Here is a 16,988-nt window from a genome sequence, read left to right as displayed (position 1 = left end):
CGGTCGCGGCATGCCGAAGACATGCGTGAGCCACTCACGCGAGGGAGAGGGGTTCGACCCGGCGGGGGGCTGTGCGCCCCGGCCGCCTCGGCGACAACACCAGTTAGCCAGGCCGTCGCCGCCCTGGCAAAGCCCCCCTTCTACTACGGGTCCTCGAAGGTCGCTGGTGGCGGGGTGGGTGCCGTGAGGCCTGCGAGGGGGCTGCGAGGGGGCTGGGGGAGGGCCGCGAGGGAGAGGTGGTGGGCCTACTAGGGCGGGCCGTATGTGACCTGGGTCCTGTGGGGTGCCTCACCGTCAAAGGCCTCGAATGTCACCTTCTGTGGCTGCTTGTACCTATTTCTGGGTGTGTCCCGGGCCACTTCCGGCCCCTGAATCGAAGGAGACCGGGGCGTCGAAGGCCGCTTTCCGAGTCGCCCGGCGCAGTGCCTTCAGCAGCGTGCCGCCGAGCGTGAGGGTCAGTACGACCGTCAGTGCGGCCCGGCCCAGGTCCCAGCCCAGCGAGGTCGCCAGGCAGTACGCGAGGAACCGGGCCAGGTTCGCCGCGACCGGATCCCCCGGATGGAACGACACGCCCTGCCCCATGCCCTGCAGCAGGACCCAGCCCTGCAAGTTCATGATCGTCCCGTACGCGAACGAGCCCACGAACCCGTACGCCGCCAGCATCAGCAGCTCCGCCCGGCCCCGGACCCGCTCCGGCCCGGGCAGCAGCCCGGCACCCAGCGCGAACCAGCCGAGGGCCAGCATCTGGAACGGCATCCACGGCCCGACCCCGCCGGTGAGCAGGGCCGACGCGAACATCGTCACCGAGCCCAGGACGAAGCCGAAGCCGGGGCCGAGGACGCGGCCGCTGAGCACCATCAGGAAGAACATGGGCTCCAGGCCGGCCGTCCCCGCACCGAGCGGCCGCAGGGCGGCGCCGACCGCGGCCAGGACGCCGAGCATCGCCACCGCTTTGGCGTCCATGCCCTGGTCGGCGATGGTCGCCACGACCACCCCGACGAGGAGGGGGAGCAGCGCCGCGAAGAGCCAGGGGGCGTCCTGGGAATGGGCGAGCCCGGACTGGCGGTCGGCGAGGAGCGGCCAGCCGAACGCGGCGATGCCGATCAGGGTGACGAGGACGAGGGCGACCGCGGCCCGCGGGCCGATCCGGACGGGGCGGTTCACGGGGTTCACGGAGTAGCCCCCTGTGCCCCCGGGTCGGACGCCAGGGCGGCTGCGACCTCGGGCACGGTGAGCCAGTGCCCCGGTGCCAGGATCTTGGCCACCTGGGGGGCGAAGGCCGGCGAGGACACCACGACCTCCGCGGTCGGCCCGTCCGCGACGATCTCACCGCCGGCCAGGACGACCACCCGGTGGGCCAGCTCCGCCGCCAGCTCCACGTCGTGCGTCGCCAGGACGATGGCGTGCCCGTCGCCCGCCAGCTCCCGCAGGATCCGGATCAGCCGGGCCTTGGCCGCGTAGTCCAGGCCGCGGGTCGGCTCGTCGAGCAGCAGCAGCGCCGGCCGGCCGGTGAGCACCAGGGAAAGGGCGAGGGCCAGCCGCTGCCCCTCGGAGAGGTCGCGCGGGTGGGTGTCGTCGGCGACCTCGGGCAACAGCGCCGACACCAGGTCGCGGCAGGTGCCGGGGGCCGCCCCGGCATCGGCGTCGGCGGCGGCGCACTCGGCGGCGACCGTGTCGGCGTACAGCAGGTCGCGGGGCTCCTGCGGGACCAGCCCGACGCGGCGCACCATCTCCGGCGGCGGTGTGCGGTGCGGCACCCGGCCGCCGACCGACACCTCGCCGCCGGCGGGGGCGAGGGTCCCGACCAGGGCGCCGAGGAGGGTGGACTTGCCCGCGCCGTTGCGGCCCATCAGGGCCACCGTCTCACCGGCCGCCACCGCGAGGTCGATGCCGTGCAGGACCTCCGCGCGCCCGCGGCGCACCGACAGGGCGCGGGCCCGGGCGACGGGGGTGGTGTGGGGGGTGGGCGCCGGGTGGGTGTGCGGGCTTGCGTTCGGGGTGGGGGCCGGGTCGCCGGTGCGGCGGAGCAGGCGGGTCAGGAGGCCGGGGCGGGTGGGGGGCTGCGTTGCCGCTGCCAGCGCCGCTGCCGCTGCCGTCTCGGGCTCCGGCGTCGGCGTCGGCGTCGTCCCGGGGTTGGTCGCGGGGTGGTCGGCCGAGGGGCGCGGGGGCGCAGCCGTTGTCCGGTGCGGGGGGCTCAGCTCCGACAGGCGGTCCCGCAGTGGGGGTGCCAGGCGGCGGGCGTCGCGTACCGACAGGGGGAGCGGGGACCAGCCGGCCAGCCGGCCCAGCGAGACCACCGGCGGGTGCACGGGCGAGACGGCCATGATGTCCGCGGGGGATCCGATGACCGGGGCCGAGCCCGGCCCGGGCAGGAGCAGCACCCGGTCGGCGTACTGGACCACCCGCTCCAGGCGGTGCTCCGCCATCAGCACGGTGGTGCCCAGGTCGTGGACCAGCCGCTGGAGCACCGCGAGGACCTCCTCCGCGGCCGCCGGGTCCAGGGCGGAGGTGGGCTCGTCCAGGACCAGCACCTTGGGGTGCGTGGTCAGGACCGAGCCGATGGCGACGCGCTGCTGCTGCCCGCCCGACAGGGAGGCGAGGGGACGGTCGCGCAACTCGTTCAGGCCGAGCAGGTCCAGGGTCTCCTCGACGCGGCGGCGCATGACGGCGGGCGCCAGGCCCAGGGATTCCATGCCGTACGCGAGCTCGTCCTCGACCACGTCCGTCACGAAGTGGGAGAGGGGGTCCTGGCCGACCGTGCCGACGACGTCCGCCAGCTCGCGCGGCCGGTGGGTGCGGGTGTCCCGGCCGTCGACGGTGACGCGGCCGCGCAGGGTGCCGCCCGTGAAATGGGGGACGAGGCCGGACACCGCCCCGAGGAGGGTGGACTTGCCGGAGCCCGACGGGCCGACCAGCAGCGTGAGCTCTCCTTCGGGGACGACCAGGTCGGCGTCGCGGAGGGCGGGCTGCGCCGCGCCGTCGTAGGTGACCGACACCTGCTCGAAGCGGATCACTGCGACGCCTCCTTCTGCGGAACGGGGCGGGGAGCTGGGGCCCGGATTGGCTCGGGCTCGGGCTCGGGGGCGTGGGTGGGGGTGGGGGTGGCGGTGCGGGTGGGGGCGGCCAGTGGCCCCGGGACCGGTGCCACTACGGCGGGGAGCAGGCCGATCATCACCGCGACCGCCGGCCACAGCGGCAGCACGGGGGCCGTCAGCGGGACCACCCCCGGCCGCAGGGTCTGCGGGTCGGCCCCGGACGCGTACACGAGGGCGGCGGCGACGACCGCCCCGGACCCGGCGACGAGCCACGCACGCACCCCCCAACGGTCCGGCCGGTAGCGGGTCCGGACGCTGCGCCGCCCGCCGAGCCGCAGCCCGGCGAGGGCGAGCGCGAGACCGACGAGCAGGACGGGCAGGCCGTACGCGGCCCCTTCGGCGGCGAGCAGTCCGTACGTGCCCGCGCACATGCCGAGCAGGCCGCCCAGGGTGAGCGCGGTGGTGGTGTGCCGTACGGCGGAGGGGACCTGGGCGGTACGGCCGTAGCCGCGCGCGTCCATCGAGGCGGCGAGCGCGACGGACCGTTCGAGGGCGCCCTCCAGGACCGGCAGGCCGATCTGCAGGATCGCCTTGACGCCGCCGGTGGGGCGGCCGCGCAGGCGGCGGGCGGTACGCAGGCGGGCCACGTCGGCGACCATGTTCGGCGCGAACGTCATGGCGACGACGACGGCTACGCCGGCCTCGTAGAGGGCCGCCGGAAGCGACTTCAACAGGCGGGCGGGGTTGGCGAGGGCGTTCGCGGCGCCGACGCAGACGAGGAGGGTGGCCAGCTTGGCGCCGTCGTAGAACGCGAAGACGAGCTGCTCGCCCGTGACGCGGCCGCCGAAGCGGATGCCCTGCGCCCACGCGGGGAGGGGGACCTCCGGGAGGGTGAACAGGAGGTGCGTACCGGGGATCGGCGAACCGAGGAGTACGGAGAACAGCAGCCGCAGGCCGATCACGAACAGGCCGAGCTTGAGGAAGGCGGCGTACGAACGGGCCCACGGCGCGGCGGTGCGGCGCGCGGCGACGACGTAGCCGGCCACCGCGATGATCAGCCCGAGGAGGAGCGGGTTGGTGGTCCGCGAAGCGGCGGTGGCCAGCCCGAGGGCCCACAGCCACCACGCCCCCGCGTGCAGGGCGTTGCCGCGCCGGGCTTCCGGGGCGGCGTAGCTGCGCGTGGGGGCGGGGGCAGCGGTGCGGGTGGTGCCGGTGGGGCGAGTGGGGCGGGGAGTCATCGGCGGCGTCGGGCGGATCGCCGGACGGCGGCCAGCGCCACGGCGGACAGCACTGCCAGGCCGGCCACGGGGCCCAGCCACGGGCTTTCCGTCTCCTTGGCCTCTGACCTCTCCTTCTCCCTCTCCTTCTCCGTTTTCTCGTTCTGCGGCGCTGTGGCCCCCGGGGCGTCCGCGATCTGCTCGCCGCAGCCCTGCTTCGGGTAGCCCGAGATCGCGCAGAGCAGCGCCGCGCTGTTGTAGCGCAGCGGCTTGGCCACCTCCGCCAGGGCCTCCGCGGCCGTGGCCTCCGGGGCCAGCTGGGCGCAGGCCGTGCGCGGGGCGTCCTGCGGCGGGGCGTTGCCGGCCGGGGCGTCGGCGGGTACGCCGAAGTCGATGACCACGGCGACCCGCTTCCGGCCCGGCGCCGCCGGGGTCGCGGAGCAGACCGCGTCGAAGTCCGCCGCCGCCCGCGGCCGGGCGGCCTCGGCGGCCGCGTCCTTGCTCACCGCGAAGCGGAACCCCTGGACCGAGCCGTCGGCCGGGCGGGCCGTCGAGGGGCCCTGGGTGGCGTACGACCACTGGCCGCCCGTGCCGTCCCAGAACGACCAGTAGCGGTACCCGGCCGCCAGCGCGGGCGAGGCCGCGATCAGCGGGAGGGGGAGCGAAAGGAGGAGGAGGGGGAGGAGCGCCAGGACGGCCGGGGCCGAGCGCCGGGGCAGGCGTATGCGCAGGTGGCGCGTACGCCTGCCGGTGCGGGGGCTCGACATGTCAGAGCTGGTTCTTCTTGCGGCGGCCGCTCAGCAGGATGCCGATGCCCGCGCCGGCCGCGGCGCCCACACCGATCATCCACCAGATGTTCTGGTCGTCGGAGTCGGTCTTCTCGTCGTCGTTCTCGTTGGTGTTGCTCTTGGTGCCGTTCGGCTCGGGCGTGCCCGCGGCCTGCGGGGCCGGGCCCGTTGCGTTCAGGGCCGCGACCAGGTCCGCGCCGCCGAACGCCTTCGGGTCCGTGCCCGTCGCGTGCGCGGCCAGGACCAGGGTGCCGAGGGCCGCCGGGCTGCCCTTGGCCCACTCCGCGGAGTTGCCCTTCAGCCACTCCAGCGCGCCCGCCGCCGACTGCTTGTGCCCGGCGGCGGCCAGGGCGATCACCGCGTCGACGGTGTTGCCGGTGTCCGGGGTCGGCTGGTCCGAGCCGGGGGTGACGGCCATGAGGTGGTCGCCGCCCTTCTTCAGGGCCTCGGCCAGGTAGCCGGCCCCCGCCTGGCCGGCGGCCTCCGGCTCTGCCGCCGCGGTGCAGTTCGACGGGCCCGCGGGGGTGTCCTTCGCCGCCGGGGCGACGACCGCGCCCTTGCCCAGGGCGGCCAGGGTCGCGGCGGCCGTCGCGTCGGCGTTGGGCAGCAGCTTCCCGTCGGCGGGCTGGTACGCGAAGGCGCCCCCGTCGGAGGGCGGCTGGGCGGAGCAGCCCAGCTGGAACGCGAGCAGGCCGTCGTACGCGGACTTGCCGGCCTTCGACTTCACCGCGGCCGGCTTCTCGCCCGCCACGCCGAGGGCGCTGACGACCACGGCGGTGGAGTTGGCGTCGCTGGGGGAGCCGGGGACGAAGGCCCAGCCGCCGTCCTCGCCCTGGACGGACTTCAGCCAGTCCACGCTCTTCTTCACGGCCGCGTCCTGGCCGCCCAGCGTCTTCAGGGCCTGGACGGCCATCGCGGTGGCGTTCGTGTCGTACATCGTCGTGGCGTCGCAGGCCACGGCGGCGTCCGCGCGGAAGGAGGCGAAGCCGCCGTTCGCGCACTGCTGCCCGGCCAGCCAGGCGACGGCCTCCTTGGCGGGCTTGACGCCGACCGTGTGCTGGGCGAGCAGCGCGACGGACTGCCGCCAGACGCCGTCGTACGTGGGGTCGTTCTTGCCGTACAGGCCCGAGGGGATCACCGGGGGCGTCGAGGCCGACGGGGCGGGCGCGGCAGGCGCGGCGGGTGAGGCGGGCGCGGCGAGGGCTGCGGGGGCGGCACCCGCGCAGAGCACGGCGGAGGCGGCGAGCGCTGCGGCGCTGCGGCGGATGTTCATGCGGGCGGGTGCCTCTCGTGCTGGGGAGCGGGAGGCAGGCGCGCGCTGGGCACCGGGCTCCGGCTCCGTTGACCTCGACGGTGCCGGCCGCCGGGGACTCCGGCGACACGAGCCGCGCACCTTCGTGTACGGGGCGGTCCGGCTGCCGCCCGGCGGGGCCGGGGCGGGTCACGGTTGCGGGTCAGCGCCGGAATTGCACCGGCTTTCCCCCGTACGGAAGGGTGGACGACGGGCTTACTGTACCGGCCGGTATTGCGGGTGCTGGTGGCACAGGGGGCGGGCGGCCCTTACCTGGGGGTTTCCGCCGGGATGGGGTGGGGGTGTGTCGTTCGGGTGCGGGCCGTCCCCCTCAGAGGGCGCGGTACGTGGTCGGGGTGCTGCCAGGCACCGGCTCGGCCCGGCCCTGTTTCACCAGGCGGCGCAGGTGCGCCTCCGCCTCCGAGACGGCGATGTTGCGGGAGCCGTACGGGATCTGCTCCCAGGGCCGGTTCCACTCCATCCGTTCCGCCAGCCCCCAGGGGGTCAGCGGCTCGGCCAACAGTTCCCACAGCCCGGCCAGCCGCTCCTCGTGGTGGCGCAACAGCTCGCGGACCCGGGTGGGGGCGTCGGTGAAGGCGTGCTGGTGGGCGGGGAGCACCTCGGCGGGGTCCAGGCGGGCGATGCGTTCGAGGGAGTCCAGGTAGTCGCCGAGGGGGTCGGTGGTGCGGGTGTCCTCCGGGTGCTCGTAGAGGCCGATGTGCGGGGAGATCCCGGGCAGCAGGTGGTCCCCGGCGAAGAGGCGGCCGCTGCCGGGGAGGTTCGCCGGGTGGGCTTCCTCCAGGTGCAGGCAGACGTGGCCGGGGGTGTGCCCGGGGGTCCAGACGGCGCGGAGTCTGCGCCCGGCCAGGGGGAGCAGCTCGCCGTGGACGATCTCCCGGTCGGGGACGGCGGCCCGCAGGCCCGGGAGGGTGCGCATGCGGCCGCTCGCGCGGGCCGCCCGCAACGGGGCGACGTGCTCGTCGGGGGCTCCGGCGGCGGCGAGCTTGGCGGTCATGTAGTCCAGCCAGACCGAGGGCTCGGCGGAGCGGGTCCGCAGGACGACCCCGGTGTCGGCGGCGTGCAGGGCGATCCAGGCGCCGGAGGCGTCCCGGACCTTGCCGGAGAGGCCGTGGTGGTCGGGGTGGTGGTGGGTGATGACCACGCCGTGGACGTCGGAGACCGCGGTGCCCAGGGCTTCCAGGCCGGCGGTGAGGGTGTCCCAGGAGTGCGGGTCGTCCCAGCCGGTGTCGATGAGGACGGGGCCGCGGTCGGTGTCGAGGACGTGGACGAGGGTGTGGCCGAGGGGGTTGTCCGGGATGGGCACCTTGATGGCAGCCACGCCGCCGCCGTGGTGGGTCACCTCGGCTTTGGGGGGTGCGGGGTCGGGTTTCGTGGGGGGTGTGGGTGCGGGTTCGGGTGTGGTGTGGGGTGCGGGTTCGGGCTTGGCTTTCGGCCCTGACCTTTTCGCTGCTTCCTGCCGCATGCCGTCTCCCTGATGAGAACGTGTTGCATTGGTAGCCCAAGTCGACCATTCGGGGGGCTTTCTGGCTAGCCGTTGGATCTCTTCCGTGGTTCCGTCCTGCTCGTGGACTCCTGGAACTAGAACTGGTATCAGTTCGGGAACGCCAAGCCGGAGGAGGCATCAGCCATGACCGAGCGCGTGGAACACGGACAGCTGTTCATCGGCGGGGAGTGGACGGATCCGTTGGGCACCGGGACGATCGAGGTCGTCTCCCCCCACACCGAGCAGGTCATCGGCAGCGTCCCGCACGCGTCCCGGGGAGATGTGGACCGGGCCGTGGCCGCCGCCCGCCGGGCCTTCGACGAGGGGCCGTGGCCCCGGATGCCCCTGGACGAGCGGATCGCCGTGGTCACCCGGATCAAGGACGCGATCGCCGTCCGGCACGAGGAGATCGCCCGGTCGATCAGCTCCCAGAACGGTTCCCCGTACTCCTGGAGCATCCTCGCCCAGGCGCTCGGCCCGATGATGGTCTACGACGCCGCGATCCAGGTCGCGCGCGCGTACCCGTACGAGGAGCACCGCCAGGGCGTGCTCGGGCCGATCCTGGTGCGCCGGGAGCCGGTGGGCGTGGTCGCGGCCGTCATCCCGTGGAACGTGCCGCAGTTCGTGGCCGCGGCGAAGCTCGCGCCCGCGCTGCTGACCGGGTGCACGGTGATCCTCAAGCCGTCTCCCGAGGCGCCGCTGGACTCGTACATCCTCGCCGACATCGCCCGGGAGGCCGGGCTGCCCGAGGGGGTGCTGTCGGTGCTGCCGGCCGACCGGGAGGTGAGCGAGTACCTGGTCGGTCACGCCGGTGTCGACAAGGTCGCGTTCACGGGGTCGGTGGCGGCCGGGAAGCGCGTCATGGAGGTCGCGGCCCGCAACCTGACCCGGGTCACCCTGGAACTGGGCGGGAAGTCCGCCGCCGTCGTGCTGCCGGACGCCGACCTGGAGACCGCCGTCGCCGGGATCGTCCCCGCGGCCTGGATGAACAACGGCCAGGCGTGCGTCGCCCAGACCCGCGTCCTCGCCCCCCGCAGCCGCTACGGGGAGGTGGCCGAGGCGCTCGCCGCCGCGGCCGGGGCGCTGGTGGTCGGCGACCCCCTCGACCCGGCGACCCAGCTCGGCCCGCTCGTGGCGCGGCGGCAGCAGCAGCGGTCGCTGGACTACATCCGGATCGGGCAGGAGGAGGGCGCCAAGGTGCTCGTGGGCGGCGGGCGCCCCGCCGGGCTGGAGCGGGGCTGGTACGTCGAGCCGACCCTGTTCGGGGACGTGGACAACGGGATGCGGATCGCCCGGGAGGAGATCTTCGGGCCGGTGGTGTGCCTGATCCCGTACGCGGACGAGCGGGAGGCGCTCGGGATCGCCAACGACTCGGCGTTCGGGCTGAGCGGGAGCGTCTGGACGGCGGACGTCGAGCACGGCATCGACTTCGCCCGGCAGGTGCGGACGGGCACCTTCAACGTCAACACGTTCAGCCTGGACATGCTGGGGCCGTTCGGCGGCTACAAGGACAGCGGGATCGGACGGGAGTTCGGGCCCGAGGGGCTGGGCGAGTACCTGGAGCACAAGATGATCCACCTGCCGGGCGGGTACGAGGCCGGGGCTTGAGGGGGCGGGGGAGACCGGGAAGACGGGCAGGGCGGAGGGCGGGGAGTGGGGGCCGGCGCGGTGAGCGGTGACAAGTGGCAGGTCGAAGTGGACCGGGGGATCTGCATCGGGTCCGGGATGTGCGTGAACCACGCCCCGGAGGGCTTCGCCCTGGACTCGGCGCGCCAGTCACGTCCCCGCGAGGCGGAGGTCGACGCGAACGAACCGATCCTGGCGGCGGCCGAGGGGTGTCCCGTCGAGGCCATCATGATCACGCTGGCCGGGAGCGGGGAGGCCGTGTTCCCGCCCGAGGAGTAAGGAGGGGGAGGGCGAGGGGGAGCGGGAGGGGGGAAGGGGAAAGGCTTCCGGGGCTTCCCGGCAGCCCATTGTCCTTCCGGCGCGGGCCGGTCCCTCAAGGGCGCTTCCCCCGGTCGCGTCGCTGCGCGATGGCCTCCGGCCACCCTTGACCGACCGCCCACCCCGGATGCCAACAGACTCCCGGCAAGCCCCGGAGGAACGGCCAGGGGGTGGGGTGCGGACGGCGGGGACGGGTGGTGGTGTGCGACCTCGGCTCCGCCTGCTTCGGGGTGTGGGGGCCGGAGCGTCCCGTGGCGCCGGGTTTCCCCCGGTCCCCCTGCCGGGTTGTTGTGGGGCCTTGCTGTGCGGGCCTTGTCGTGGGGGTGGGATCAGGACTTTTCCGGTGCCGTCAGGTCGATGAGGCGGCAGACCGTTTCGATGTCGATTTTGACCTGGGCGATCGAGGCGCGGCCCGACAGCCAGGTGATCAGGGCCGAGTGCCAGGTGTGCTCGATGACGCGGACCGCCGACAGTTGCTCCGCGGTGGGCGGGGCGTCCAGGCCCATCGCGTCCAGGATGATGGCGGTCGTCAGGCGGGACACCGTGTCCACCTCGGGGCTGACGCTGCGGTCCGCGAAGGTCAGGGCACGCACCATGGCGTCGGCGAGGTGGGGTTCGCGCTGGAGGGCGCGGAAGGCGCGCATCAGGGTTTCCGCGACGCGGGCGGCGGGGTCGTCGGCGGCCGGGGGACGTTTGCGGAGTGTCGTGTGCATGTGCTGGAGCTGGTCCTGCATGGTGGCGACCAGCAGGTGCACCTTCGAGGGGAAGTAGCGGTACAGGGTGCCCAGCGCGACGCCGGCCGCCTCGGCGACCTCGCGCATCTGGACGGCGTCGAAGCCGCCGCGGCTGGCCAGCTGGGCGCTGGCGTGCAGGATACGGCGGCGGCGGGCCTCCTGGCGCTCCGTCAGGGGAGGGGATGCCGACGTGTTCGGTTGCGCTGTCATGTGCCCCGTTCCATGCGCTCCTGGCAGGCGACGCGGCCGTGGCGTGAATCACCTGCTCCGCCTCTTACGTGCTGGTTTCCGGCCGGTAGATTCAGTGTCTTGGACGGATCAAGTCTGAAACTTGTTCTACATTATCCGAGCGGTTACGCTCCGGCGAAAGTTGCAGGGAGAAGGGGGCCGAGTGTGACCGCGGAGGCCATGGTGACGAGCCCTTTCGCAGGGTCCGTGACGGACGGCGATCGGCCGTTGCGCATCGCGCTCCTGACCTATAAGGGGAACCCGTTCTGCGGGGGACAGGGCGTCTACGTCCGGCACCTTTCCCGTGAGCTCGTCGCGCTCGGACACTCCGTCGAGGTGATCGGGGCGCAGCCCTATCCCGTGCTCGAAGGCGGGGCCACGCTGACCGAGCTGCCCAGCCTCGACCTGTACCGCCAGCCCGATCCGTTCCGCACGCCCAAGCGCGAGGAGATCCGGGACTGGGTCGACCTGGTCGAGGTCGGCACCATGTGGACCGGCGGGTTTCCCGAGCCGCTGACCTTCTCGCTGCGGGCCCGGAAGCACCTGGCCGCCCGGGCGGGTGAGTTCGACGTCGTGCACGACAACCAGACCCTCGGGTACGGGCTGTTGGGTGAGTTGGGTGCGCCGCTGGTCACCACGATCCACCACCCGATCACCGTGGACCGCAAGCTCGAACTGGACGCGGCCAAGGACCGGCTGAGGCGGCTGTCCGTGCGGCGGTGGTACGCCTTCACGCGGATGCAGGGGCGCGTGGCGCGGCGGCTGCCGTCCGTGCTGACGGTTTCCGGGTCGTCGAAGCAGGAGATCGAGGAGCACCTGGGGGTGCGCGGCGAGCGGATCCACGTCGTGCACATCGGGGCGGACACCGAGCTGTGGTCGCCCGACGCCTCCGTGGCCGAGGTGCCCGGGCGGATCGTGACGACGTCGAGTGCCGATGTTCCGCTGAAGGGGCTCGTGTACCTCGTCGAGGCGCTGGCGAAGCTGCGTACCGAGCAGCCCGGTGCCCATCTCGTGGTCGTGGGCAAGCGGGCCGAGGAAGGGCCCGTGGCGCGGGCCATCCAGGCGTACGGGCTGCAGGACGCCGTGACGTTCGTCAAGGGCGTCACGGACCAGGAGCTGGTCGACCTCGTGCGCAGTGCTCAGGTCGCGTGCGTGCCCTCGCTGTACGAGGGGTTCTCGCTGCCGGCGGCCGAGGCCATGGCCACGGGTACGCCGCTGGTCGCCACCACGGGTGGTGCCATTCCGGAGGTGGCCGGGCCCGACGGCGAGACCTGTCTCGCGGTGCCGCCCGGCGACGCGGGTGCGCTGGCCGCGGCGCTCGGCCGGCTGCTGGGCGATGCGCAGCTGCGGGCCCGCCTGGGTGCTGCCGGACGGGAGCGGGTGCTGTCCCGGTTCACCTGGGCCAAGGCCGCCGAGGGCACCGTCGCGCACTACCGGGCCGCCATCGAGCAGGCGCGCCGGGTCCGCTGACTCCGTGTTTTCCATCGTTCCCACTGTTCATCCCCGCGACTGCGAAGGCAGGACCTCGTGCTGACCGTCGATTTCTCCCGGTTCCCGCTCGCCGCAGGCGACCGCGTACTCGATCTGGGCTGCGGCGCAGGCCGCCACGCCTTCGAGTGCTACCGGCGCGGCGCCCAGGTCGTCGCGGTCGACCGCAACGGCGAGGAGATCCGCGAGGTCGCCAAGTGGTTCGCCGCCATGAAGGAGGCCGGTGAGGCCCCGGCCGGTGCGACCGCCACGGCCATGGAGGGCGACGCGCTCGCCCTTCCGTTCCCGGACGACTCCTTCGACGTGGTGATCATCTCCGAGGTCATGGAGCACATCCCCGATGACAAGGGCGTGCTCGCGGAGATGGTGCGCGTACTCAAGCCGGGCGGGCGGATCGCCGTCACCGTGCCGCGGTACGGGCCGGAGAAGGTGTGCTGGGCGCTGAGCGACGCCTACCACGAGGTCGAGGGCGGTCACATCCGCATCTACAAGGCCGACGAGCTGATCGGGAAGATACGGGCCGCGGGGCTGAAGCCGTACGGCTCGCACCACGCCCACGCGCTGCACTCCCCGTACTGGTGGCTCAAGTGCGCGTTCGGCGTGGACAACGACAAGGCGCTGCCCGTGCGCGCCTACCACAAGCTCCTGGTCTGGGACATCATGAAGAAACCCCTGGCGACGCGGCTGGCGGAGCAGGCGCTCAACCCGATCATGGGCAAGAGCCTCGTGGTGTACGCGACCAAGCCCCACCTCCCCGTCGGCGCGACCCAGTGAGCTCCACCGGGCGCACCGAACGCCTGGCCCTGGACGGCGTCCTGACGGTAGAGGAAGCCACGGCGACGGTCGCCGGCATCCTCGCCGCCCAGCGGTCCGACGGCGCCATCCCCTGGTTCCGCGGCCACCACCTCGATCCGTGGGACCACACCGAGGCCGCGATGGCGCTGGACGCGGCGGGCGAGCACGAGGCCGCCGAACGGGCGTACCTGTGGCTGGCCCGGCACCAGAACGCCGACGGGTCCTGGCACGCGGCCTACGCCGACCGGCCGGACGGGGTGGACACCGCCGAGCCGCAGGACGGCGGGCGGGAGAGCAACTTCGTCGCGTACGTGGCCGTCGGGGTGTGGCACCACTACCTGGCCACCGGCGACGACCGGTTCCTGGAGCGGATGTGGCCGGTCGTCCACGCGGCCGTGGAGTTCGTCCTGGGCCTGCAGCAGCCGGGCGGCGAGATCGGGTGGAAGCGCGAGGCGGACGGCACGCCCGTCACCGACGCGCTGCTGACCGGTTCGTCCTCCATCCACCAGGCGCTGCGCTGCGCCCTGGCGATCGCCGAGCACCGGGAGGACCCGCAGCCGGACTGGGAGCTGGCGGCGGGCGCGCTCGGGCATGCGATACGCCGGCACCCGGAGCGGTTCCTGGACAAGGACCGGTACTCGATGGACTGGTACTACCCGGTCCTGGGCGGGGCGGTCACGGGTGCGCAGGCGCAGGAGCGGATCGACGGGCGCTGGGACGAGTTCGTCGTCCCGGGGCTGGGCGTGCGGTGCGTCCTGCCGAACCCGTGGGTGACCGGCGGGGAGTCCTGCGAACTCGCGCTCACGCTGTGGGCCATGGGGGAGTCGGACCGGGCGCTGGAGATCCTGCGGTCCATCACGCACCTGCGTGCGGACAACGGCATGTACTGGACCGGTTACGTCTTCGACGACCGGGCGGTGTGGCCCGTCGAGCAGACCACCTGGACGGCCGGGTCGCTGCTGCTGGCCGTGGCCGCGCTCGGCGGTGACGAGGCCACGACGGCGGTGTTCGGCGGACAGGAGCTGCCGGCCGGGCTGGAACCGGACTGCTGTAACGGCGGATGATGCGGGCGGGGCGGCGGCCGCGCCAGTCGGGTGGCCCGGACGGGTGGCCCGAGTGGCGGGGCCGGTGCCCCGGGGTGACGCTGCGGGGGACTCCTCACTCCCCTGGAGGAAACCGTGTCCATACGCAGAACCGTGCGAGTCCGCCGCGCCGTCACGGCGCTGACGCTGTCCACCGCACTGCTGACCGGGGTCACCGGCTGCGGCAGCGGTAGCGGGGCGGGGGCGGCCCGGGATGCGAACGTGTCCCTGTCGGCGGCGGCGCCCGCGGAGCAGATCGATGCCGTGGAACTGCAGGCCGCTCTGGCGCAGATGCGGGCGGAGGCCGCCTCCCTGGGGGTCGTGGACGCCGTCCCCGTGGTCGCGGCCGAGCCGACGCCGACGACGTCGGCGGAGCGGCAGAAGTTCGCCAAGACGCGGTTCGTCGTCAACGCCGGGCTCGCGGCCGGGGCGACGTACCAGTGGATCATCAAGCCGTACCGGGCGGGCAAGTTCAAGAAGGGCGCGAAGGGCAGGACGTTCGCGCTGATCAAGGCGGGTCTCGCGGGCGGCTTCGCCTACAACCGGCTGAAGGCGGCGGTGAACAACGCCAAGGGCGACCCACTGCTGTCCAAGGCGGTGGCCCCGATGACGGCGGGCATCGAGTCGCTGAAGGGCCTGGCCGCCAAGCTGCGTTCGGGTCAGGCCGGTTCCGCCGACATCAGCTCGTTCGAGAGCGTCATCGGTGGGGTGAAGGACGCCGGCCAGAGCGCGGGCGCCACGGTGACCGACAAGGTGCCGAGCCTGTCCCAGTTGGGCGGGTAGACCGGGCGGGGCCGGCCGGCGTCGAGCCGCCGGCCCCGTGCCCGCCCGTCAGGAGTTGAGGTCGGCCAGGACGCGCAGGGTGTGCGGGTCCGGGGCCGTGACGAGGAGGTCGGTGACCGGTCCCTTGCGCCACAGCTCCAGGCGTTCGGCGATCCGCTCGCGGGGGCCGACCAGGCTGATCTCGTCGGCGAACGCGTCCGGGACGGCGAGGACGGCCTCCTCGCGGCGCCCGGCGAGGAACAGCTCCTGGATGCGGCGGGCCTCGTCGGCGTAGCCCATGCGCGCCATGAGGTCGGCGTGGAAGTTGCGGGCCGCGTGCCCCATGCCGCCGATGTAGAAGCCGAGCATCGCCTTGACCGGGAGGAGCCCCTCGGCGACGTCCTCGCAGACCTTCGCCCGGGCCATGGGGGCGATCACGAAGCCCTCGGGGAGGTCGGTGAGGGACGCCCGGTACGCGTCGGTACGGGTGGGCGACCAGTAGAGGGGGAGCCAGCCGTCGGCGATCCGGGTGGTCTGGGCGATGTTCCGCGGGCCCTCCGCGCCGAGCAGGACGGGCAGGTCGGAGCGGAGCGGGTGGGTGATGGGCCGCAGCGCCCGGCCGAGGCCGGTGCCGTCGGGGCCCCGGTACGGGTGGGGGTGGAAGCGGCCGTCCAGGGTGACGGGGGCTTCGCGGCGCAGCACCTGGCGGACGACGTCGACGTACTCGCGGGTGGCGGTGAGCGGGCTCGCGGGGAAGGGGCGCCCGTACCAGCCCTCGACGACCTGGGGGCCGGACAGGCCGAGGCCCAGCATCATGCGGCCGCCGGAGAGGTGGTCGAGGGTGAGCGCGTGCATGGCGGTCGCGGTCGGGCTGCGGGCGGCCATCTGGGCGATGGCGGTGCCGAGGCGGATCCGGGAGGTGCGGGCGGCGATCCAGGTGAGCGGGGTGAAGGCGTCCGACCCCCAGGCCTCGGCGGTCCACACCGAGGTGTAGCCGAGCCGCTCGGCCTCGGTGGCGAGGGCGAGGTGGGTCGGGTCGGGGCCGCGGCCCCAGTAGCCGAGTGCGAGTCCGAGGCGCACGGCGCCTTCCTTCCGCCAAAAGTTCCTGACGAGATGTCAGGTGACGGGGTGACTGTAGGACAACGGCCCCCCGCCCGGAAGGGGCGGGGGGCCGTCGTGCGTCCGGCGGGGCGGGGTCAGCCGCGCTGGATGCCGGAGGTGTCGTTCAGGACGCCGCGGCGGCCGTCCTGGGTCTGGGCGATCAGCGTGGCCGGGCCGCGCTGGTCCACCGCCAGGTACCAGGTGCCGGGAGCGAGTTCGGCGATCGGGGTGGGGGAGCCGTCCTCGGCGAAGAGGGGGCGGGCCACCGGCACCGCGAACCAGAACGGGGAGAAGTCGGCCGCCGGGGCGGGCGCCGCCGCCTCCTGCGGTGCCGGCGCCGGGGTGCCGCCGTACGGCGGGACCGGCTGCGGGGTGGCGCCGTAGCCGGGCTGCTGCTGGGCGCCCGGGTAGCCGTACCCGCCGGGCTGCGGCTGGCCGCCGCCGAACGGGGTCGGCGCGGCCGGCCGGGACTCCGGCACCAGCGGTCCGGCGAGCGCCGGGACCTTCGCGCCGGCGACGGCGACGCCGGCCAGCACCAGGGTGGCGAGGAAGGCGATGATGCAGCCCGCGCCCAGGTCGGCGCCGCTCGGGCTGGTGATCAGCGACCACAGGGAGGACCAGGCGGCCGAGACCGCGAGCACCGTCCCCCAGGCGGACAGCGGCAGGCCCGCCAGCTTGCGGGACTCCGGCAGGAACCGGCCGCCGACGATCAGGCCGGCGGCGATGAAGCCCAGCAGGAAGATGGACGGCAGCGCCAGGCGGTAGACGTCGGTGTCCCACACGCTCGGCAGGTCCAGGCCGGTCGCGGAGTAGAAATCGAGGAACGAGGCGATGAACAGCAGCACCGCTGCTCCGATCACCACGCCGTCGCCTCGAGTGAGGGAGCGGATGTTCACGTCTTAGGTGTCCTTCTCGGTCTCGGTCGTCTCGTGGTGCCGCGTCGCGCATCCAGGAGCGGGGGGCGGGCTGGACCATGGTACGGAGGTTTCCCGCAACCGAGAGGATCGGGGCGGGCGGGC

At 74.0% G+C, this 16,988-nt stretch carries 15 protein-coding genes; 6 read left to right on the top strand and 9 right to left on the bottom strand.

What is annotated here, in order from left to right; genetic code table 11:
* Positions 1-333: 333 nt before the first annotated feature.
* The 6 genes from ACZ4VL_RS33720 to ACZ4VL_RS33695 form a co-directional block, all read right to left on the bottom strand.
* Positions 334-1,173 carry an ECF transporter S component gene (locus tag ACZ4VL_RS33720; RefSeq protein WP_468207795.1) on the bottom strand — a complete coding sequence of 280 codons (840 nt, stop codon included), beginning with the start codon at positions 1,171-1,173 and terminating at the stop codon, positions 334-336.
* Entirely contained in the window at positions 1,170-3,014 is a 1,845-nt protein-coding gene (locus ACZ4VL_RS33715; protein ID WP_468207793.1) for an ABC transporter ATP-binding protein, read from the bottom strand. Before ACZ4VL_RS33715 ends, ACZ4VL_RS33720 begins: the two co-directional genes overlap by 4 nt.
* Positions 3,011-4,273: an energy-coupling factor transporter transmembrane component T family protein gene (locus ACZ4VL_RS33710; RefSeq protein WP_468207791.1), complete on the bottom strand. Its 1,263-nt coding sequence runs from the start codon at positions 4,271-4,273 to the stop codon at positions 3,011-3,013. The genes ACZ4VL_RS33715 and ACZ4VL_RS33710 overlap by 4 nt, the downstream gene beginning before the upstream one ends.
* Positions 4,270-5,019, bottom strand: coding sequence for an SCO2322 family protein (locus tag ACZ4VL_RS33705; RefSeq protein WP_468207789.1), 750 nt, complete (start codon positions 5,017-5,019; stop codon positions 4,270-4,272). The genes ACZ4VL_RS33710 and ACZ4VL_RS33705 overlap by 4 nt, the downstream gene beginning before the upstream one ends.
* A gap of 1 nt (position 5,020) precedes the next feature.
* Positions 5,021-6,313 (bottom strand): prenyltransferase/squalene oxidase repeat-containing protein, encoded by a 1,293-nt coding sequence (locus ACZ4VL_RS33700; protein ID WP_468207787.1) that lies wholly within the window; start codon positions 6,311-6,313, stop codon positions 5,021-5,023.
* 349 nt (positions 6,314-6,662) lie between these two features.
* The gene (locus ACZ4VL_RS33695) at positions 6,663-7,670 is read right to left on the bottom strand and encodes an MBL fold metallo-hydrolase (protein ID WP_468207784.1); all 1,008 of its coding nucleotides are present in this window, start codon (positions 7,668-7,670) and stop codon (positions 6,663-6,665) included.
* A gap of 309 nt (positions 7,671-7,979) precedes the next feature.
* On the opposite strand from ACZ4VL_RS33695, the gene ACZ4VL_RS33690 reads away from it, so the two are divergent.
* Together ACZ4VL_RS33690 and ACZ4VL_RS33685 are read left to right on the top strand one after the other, a co-directional pair.
* Positions 7,980-9,443, top strand: a complete 1,464-nt coding sequence (locus ACZ4VL_RS33690; protein ID WP_468207781.1) for an aldehyde dehydrogenase — start codon at positions 7,980-7,982, stop codon at positions 9,441-9,443.
* 60 nt (positions 9,444-9,503) lie between these two features.
* On the top strand, positions 9,504-9,740 hold the full coding sequence (locus ACZ4VL_RS33685; protein WP_468207779.1) for a ferredoxin: 237 nt from the start codon (positions 9,504-9,506) through the stop codon (positions 9,738-9,740).
* A 368-nt stretch (positions 9,741-10,108) separates the two neighbouring features.
* Here ACZ4VL_RS33685 and ACZ4VL_RS33680 read toward each other — a convergent pair whose 3' ends face one another.
* Complete coding sequence (locus ACZ4VL_RS33680; protein WP_361083531.1) at positions 10,109-10,723, bottom strand: TetR family transcriptional regulator; 615 nt, start codon at positions 10,721-10,723, stop codon at positions 10,109-10,111.
* A gap of 183 nt (positions 10,724-10,906) precedes the next feature.
* Here ACZ4VL_RS33680 and ACZ4VL_RS33675 point away from each other — a divergent pair, with 183 nt between their 5' ends.
* The 4 genes from ACZ4VL_RS33675 to ACZ4VL_RS33660 all read left to right on the top strand — a co-directional run bounded on the left by ACZ4VL_RS33675 (position 10,907) and on the right by ACZ4VL_RS33660 (position 14,889).
* On the top strand, positions 10,907-12,211 hold the full coding sequence (locus ACZ4VL_RS33675; protein ID WP_468207776.1) for a glycosyltransferase family 4 protein: 1,305 nt from the start codon (positions 10,907-10,909) through the stop codon (positions 12,209-12,211).
* A 57-nt stretch (positions 12,212-12,268) separates the two neighbouring features.
* Positions 12,269-13,003: a class I SAM-dependent methyltransferase gene (locus ACZ4VL_RS33670; RefSeq protein WP_361083525.1), complete on the top strand. Its 735-nt coding sequence runs from the start codon at positions 12,269-12,271 to the stop codon at positions 13,001-13,003.
* Complete coding sequence (locus ACZ4VL_RS33665) at positions 13,000-14,088, top strand: prenyltransferase/squalene oxidase repeat-containing protein (RefSeq protein ID WP_468207772.1); 1,089 nt, start codon at positions 13,000-13,002, stop codon at positions 14,086-14,088. The genes ACZ4VL_RS33670 and ACZ4VL_RS33665 overlap by 4 nt, the downstream gene beginning before the upstream one ends.
* Positions 14,089-14,397: 309 nt before the next feature.
* Complete coding sequence (locus tag ACZ4VL_RS33660) at positions 14,398-14,889, top strand: hypothetical protein (RefSeq protein WP_468207801.1); 492 nt, start codon at positions 14,398-14,400, stop codon at positions 14,887-14,889.
* A 48-nt stretch (positions 14,890-14,937) separates the two neighbouring features.
* Here the strand turns inward: ACZ4VL_RS33660 and ACZ4VL_RS33655 are convergent, their stop codons facing one another.
* Both ACZ4VL_RS33655 and ACZ4VL_RS33650 read right to left on the bottom strand, forming a co-directional pair.
* Complete coding sequence (locus tag ACZ4VL_RS33655) at positions 14,938-15,948, bottom strand: LLM class F420-dependent oxidoreductase (RefSeq protein ID WP_468207770.1); 1,011 nt, start codon at positions 15,946-15,948, stop codon at positions 14,938-14,940.
* Positions 15,949-16,064: 116 nt separating this feature from the next.
* Entirely contained in the window at positions 16,065-16,865 is an 801-nt protein-coding gene (locus ACZ4VL_RS33650; RefSeq protein ID WP_468207767.1) for a DUF5336 domain-containing protein, read from the bottom strand.
* Between the last annotated feature and the right edge of the window lie 123 nt (positions 16,866-16,988).

The organism is Streptomyces sp. NPDC029014 (assembly GCF_055564695.1).
This window is presented reverse-complemented; position numbering and strand designations above follow the sequence as displayed.